Below are 3,117 nucleotides of genomic sequence, written 5' to 3' on the forward strand. Positions count from 1 at the left end.
AGGCCCGGCTGCACGCCGCCGCGCTCGAGCTCGCCGCCGCGGTGCTCGGCACCGAGCTCGCCGACGGGGAGCGCTCGGCCCGCGCCGCGCTCGCCCGCGTGCTCGGCAACCCGCTCGTCCCGGGCGTGCACACCGTGCGCCTGCACCCGCGCGACCTCGCGGCGCTCCAGGCGGCCGGCGGGGTCCCCGCGACGTCGGGCGTCGAGCTCGTCGCCGACCCCGCGCTCGCCCCCGGCGACGCGATCGGCGAGCACCCCGACGGGTACCTCGACGGGCGGATCGACGCCGCGCTCGACCGTGCCCGCGCGGTGCTGCTCGCCGAGGCCGCGCGCCAGCCGGCCGGGGCCGCCACCGGCCGCGAGCACGCGGCCGTCGCCACCGGCCACGTCCTGCCGCACCAGCGGGGGTACCTCGCATGAGCGCCCTGACCTTCGCCCCGCACGCCGCCACGTCCGCGTGGGACCGCGCGCTCGGCGCGAGCGCGCCCGAGGTCGTCGGGACTGTGCGCGGCGTCGTCGGCCTGACCGTCGAGATCGCCGGGACCGGCTCCGCCGTGGGGGACCTCGTCGAGATCGACGTCGAGGACGGCACGCGCGTGCCCGCCGAGGTCGTCGCCGCGCAGGGCTCGACCGCACGGTGCATGCCCCTCGGCCCCACGCACGGCCTGCGCGCCGGGATGCGCGTGCGCCCGACCGGCGCCGAGCTGACCGCCCCGGTCGGCCACGGCCTGCTCGGCCGCGTGCTCGACGGCCTCGGCCGGCCGATCGACGGCAAGGGCCCGCTGCGCGCCGACGCCCACGTGGGCGTCAACGGCACCGCGCCGCACCCGCTCGAGCGGGCCCGCGTCGCCGCGCCCCTCGACCTCGGCGTGCGCGTGCTCGACACGCTCGTGACCGTGGGCCGCGGCCAGCGCATGGGCCTGTTCGCGGGCTCGGGCGTCGGCAAGTCGAGCCTCCTGTCGATGGTCGCCCGCGGCACCGACGCGGAGGTCTCCGTGATCGCGCTCGTCGGCGAGCGCGGGCGCGAGGTCCGCGAGTTCCTCGAGGACGACCTCGGGCCCGAGGGCCTGGCCCGCAGCGTCGTCGTCGTCGCGACGTCCGACGAGCCGCCGCTCGTGCGCCTGCGCTCGGCGTTCGTCGCGACGCGCATCGCCGAGCACTTCCGCGACGGCGGCAGCGACGTCGTGCTGATGATGGACTCCCTGACGCGCGTCGCGATGGCGCAGCGCGAGATCGGCCTGTCGATCGGCGAGCCGCCCGCGACCCGCGGCTACCCGCCGAGCACGTTCGCGCTGCTCGCCCAGCTCCTCGAGCGCGCCGGCACCGCGTCGAGCGGCTCGGTGACCGGCATCTACACCGTCCTCGTGGACGGCGACGACCACAACGAGCCCATCGCCGACGCCGCGCGGTCGATCCTCGACGGCCACGTCGTGCTCGACCGCCGGCTGGCCGTGCAGGGCCACTTCCCGAGCGTCGACGCGCTCGGCTCGATCTCCCGCGTGGCGTCCCGCGTGACGACGCGCGAGCAGCGCGACCTCGCGACCCGGCTGCGCTCGGTCATGGCCGCGCGCCGCCAGGCGCAGGACCTGCTCGACGTCGGCGCGTACGTCGCGGGCAGCAACCCGCTCGTCGACGCCGCGGTGACCCACCGCCAGGCGATCGACGCGTTCCTCCAGCAGGACCTCTCCGACGCCGCCCGCTCGCACGACTCGTGGCAGCGGCTCGCGGCTCTCGTGGCCGCGATGGGGCCGCTGTCATGAGCCGCACCTTCCGGCTCGCGAGCCTGCTGCGCCTGCGCTCGGCCGCCGAGGAGCGCGCCGCCGTCGAGCTCGCCGAGGCCGCTCGCCTGCGCGCCCGCGCCGAGGCCCGCCGGCACGACACCGAGGTCCGGCTCGGGTCCGCGGCGATGCCCGCGCACTCCGACGAGCTGCACTTCCGCGCGGCCGTCGCGGCGCGCGTCTCGCTCAGCGGCCTGCTCGCCGAGCGCACGGTCGAGGTGCGCGTCGCGGACGACGGCGTCGACCAGGCGCACGCCGTCTGGGCGAGCGCCAAGGCCCGCGCCCGGGCGCTCGAGAAGCTCGAGGAGAAGCACGAGGCCGAGGTCCGCGCCGAGGACGAGCGCGCCGAGCAGCTCGTGCTCGACGAGGTCGCCGGGCAGGCCGCGCGCCGCGCCGCGCTGCGGCCGGGCTCCCCGGAGGTGACCCCGTGACCGGGATCGCCGCCGTCCAGGCCCGCATGAGCGAGCTCGACCGCCTCGTCGCGCCGCAGCCGGTCGCCCCGCGCACCCTGACGCCGGCCGTCGCGTCGGCCAGCTCGGTCTCCGGGACGACGGCCGGGACGACCGGGGCGACCTTCGCCTCGGCGCTCGCCGCGCTCGGGGTCGACGCCGGCGCGCTGGGCCTCGCCGCCACGGGCGCCACCGCTCCGGCGGCACCCGCCCTGGCGGCGCCCGCCCCGGTGGCGCCCGCCGCTGCGGGGCCCGCGTCCGGCCCGACCGGCGCGAGCCTCGTCGAGGCCGCGAAGAAGTACGTCGGGACCCCGTACGTGTGGGGCGGGGAGTCGCTCGCCGAGGGCGGGCTCGACTGCTCCGGCCTCGTGCTGCGCTCGCTCGCCGACCTCGGCGTGACCGACGTGCCGCGCACCGCGCGCCAGCAGATGGGCATGGGCACCCCGGTGGCCTCGCTCGCCGAGGCGCGGCCGGGCGACCTGGTCGTCTTCGGCGGCGGGACGCACATCGGCATCTACGCGGGCGACGGCCGGATGGTCGACGCCCCGAAGCCCGGCCAGGACGTCACCGTCCGCGACGTGTACACGACCCCGACGGCGATCCGCCGGGTCCTGCCAGCAGAAGGAGCAGCGCCGGTGAGCGCCACCACGACCGCCCAGGGAGCCGCGGCCGACGCCGCGGCGTTCGCCCGGCTCGCGGGGGTGACCGCGTGACCGCGCTGACCACGGCGGCCGCGGCCGCCGCCCCGAGCAGCACGCGCAGCCCCGCCCGGTCGAGCGCCGGCGCGGCGCGCGGCGCGGGCGGCCACGGCCCGGGCACTTATAAACAACAACGAGCCCACCAGACCGACACCTTGATAGCGGATGACCGCGTAGGGTTGGAAAAGGGGGG

General features: G+C 78.3%; 5 protein-coding genes. All 5 read left to right on the forward strand.

The window, feature by feature from the left end; all coding sequences use genetic code 11:
* The coding region (locus AB6N24_RS22910; protein ID WP_412871664.1) for a FliH/SctL family protein at positions 1-419 on the forward strand (419 nt) is incomplete at its 5' end.
* Positions 416-1,759, forward strand: coding sequence for a FliI/YscN family ATPase (locus tag AB6N24_RS22915; RefSeq protein ID WP_412871665.1), 1,344 nt, complete (start codon positions 416-418; stop codon positions 1,757-1,759). The genes AB6N24_RS22910 and AB6N24_RS22915, both read left to right, overlap by 4 nt.
* Positions 1,756-2,208, forward strand: a complete 453-nt coding sequence (locus tag AB6N24_RS22920; RefSeq protein ID WP_412871666.1) for a flagellar export protein FliJ — start codon at positions 1,756-1,758, stop codon at positions 2,206-2,208. The genes AB6N24_RS22915 and AB6N24_RS22920 overlap by 4 nt, the downstream gene beginning before the upstream one ends.
* Positions 2,205-2,939, forward strand: a complete 735-nt coding sequence (locus AB6N24_RS22925) for a C40 family peptidase (RefSeq protein WP_412871667.1) — start codon at positions 2,205-2,207, stop codon at positions 2,937-2,939. The genes AB6N24_RS22920 and AB6N24_RS22925 overlap by 4 nt, the downstream gene beginning before the upstream one ends.
* Positions 2,936-3,117, forward strand: a 182-nt coding sequence (locus AB6N24_RS22930) for a hypothetical protein (protein ID WP_412871668.1), incomplete at its 3' end; no start/stop codon positions are given. The genes AB6N24_RS22925 and AB6N24_RS22930, both read left to right, overlap by 4 nt.

Origin of the sequence: Cellulomonas jepli, assembly GCF_047229345.1 — a bacterium.
GTDB lineage: Bacteria > Actinomycetota > Actinomycetes > Actinomycetales > Cellulomonadaceae > Cellulomonas_A.